Here is a 1,223-nt window from a genome sequence, read left to right as displayed (position 1 = left end):
CACGTGCTGCTGATTACCCAGCACCACATCGTCAGCGACGGCTGGTCGATCGGTATCATCATTCGCGAGTTCGCGCAGTTGTACGCGGCCTACAGCGATGGGCTGGCCAATCCGTTGCCGGCGCTGGACATCCAGTACGCCGACTACGCGGTGTGGCAGCGCGGCTGGTTGCAAGGCGAGGAACTGGAGCGGCAGACGGCGTTCTGGCGCGAGCACCTGGTGGGCGCGCCGGCACTGCTGGAGCTGCCGACCGACCGTGCGCGTCCGGCGGTGCAGAGTCATGTCGGCGGTACCTTGCCCTTCGCGTTGTCGGCGGAACTGAGCGCGCGACTGAAGCAGTTGGGTCAGCGGCAGGGAGCGACGCTGTTCATGGTGTTGCTGGCCGGCTGGTCGCTGCTGCTGTCGCGGCTGTCGGGCCAGGACGACGTGGTGATCGGCACGCCGGTGGCGAACCGGNGCGACGCTGTTCATGGTGTTGCTGGCCGGCTGGTCGCTGCTGCTGTCGCGGCTGTCGGGCCAGGACGACGTGGTGATCGGCACGCCGGTGGCGAACCGGCAGCGGCGCGAGGTGGAGGCGCTGGTCGGCTTCTTCGTCAACACGCTGGCGCTGCGCGTGCGCGTGGGCGAGACAACAAGCGTGGCGGAGCTGCTGGCGCAGGTGAAGAAAGCGACGCTGGGCGCGTTCGTGCACCAGGAACTGCCGTTCGAGCAGGTGGTGGAAGCGGTGCAGCCNAGCGTGGCGGAGCTGCTGGCGCAGGTGAAGAAAGCGACGCTGGGCGCGTTCGTGCACCAGGAACTGCCGTTCGAGCAGGTGGTGGAAGCGGTGCAGCCCGCGCGCAGTCTGAGCCACAGTCCGCTGTTCCAGGTGATGCTGTCCCTGGACAACACGCCGGCAACCGATGATGTCCAGGGCTTGCCTGGACTGACGCTCTCATCCATCGCCGCCGAACATCCGGTGGCGAACTTCGATCTGTCATTGTCGTTGAAGGGCGATGGCACCAACCTGCACGGCGAGTTCAAATACGCCGTCGACTTGTTCGACCATACGACGATCGAGCGTTTTGCCGGCCATTTCATCACCCTGCTGGAGGGCATGGTGGCCGACGAGACGATGTCGCCGGCGGTGCTGCCGATGATGACGTCGGCGCAGCGCGATCATGTGCTGTCGGACTTCAACGCGACCTCGGCCGAGTATCCGCAGGAATCGCTGATCCACGAGTTGT

At 65.8% G+C, this 1,223-nt stretch carries 1 protein-coding gene; it reads left to right on the top strand.

Annotated elements, in window-relative coordinates:
- Nucleotides 1-736: 736 nt before the first annotated feature.
- Nucleotides 737-1,223, top strand: a 487-nt coding sequence (locus ASD69_RS22670; protein WP_235567187.1) for a condensation domain-containing protein, incomplete at its 3' end; no start/stop codon positions are given.

The organism is Lysobacter sp. Root604, from assembly GCF_001427505.1.
Classification (GTDB): Bacteria; Pseudomonadota; Gammaproteobacteria; order Xanthomonadales; family Xanthomonadaceae; genus Lysobacter.
Note: the sequence above shows the minus strand (reverse complement) of the source record. Positions and strands in the feature narration are given on the sequence as shown.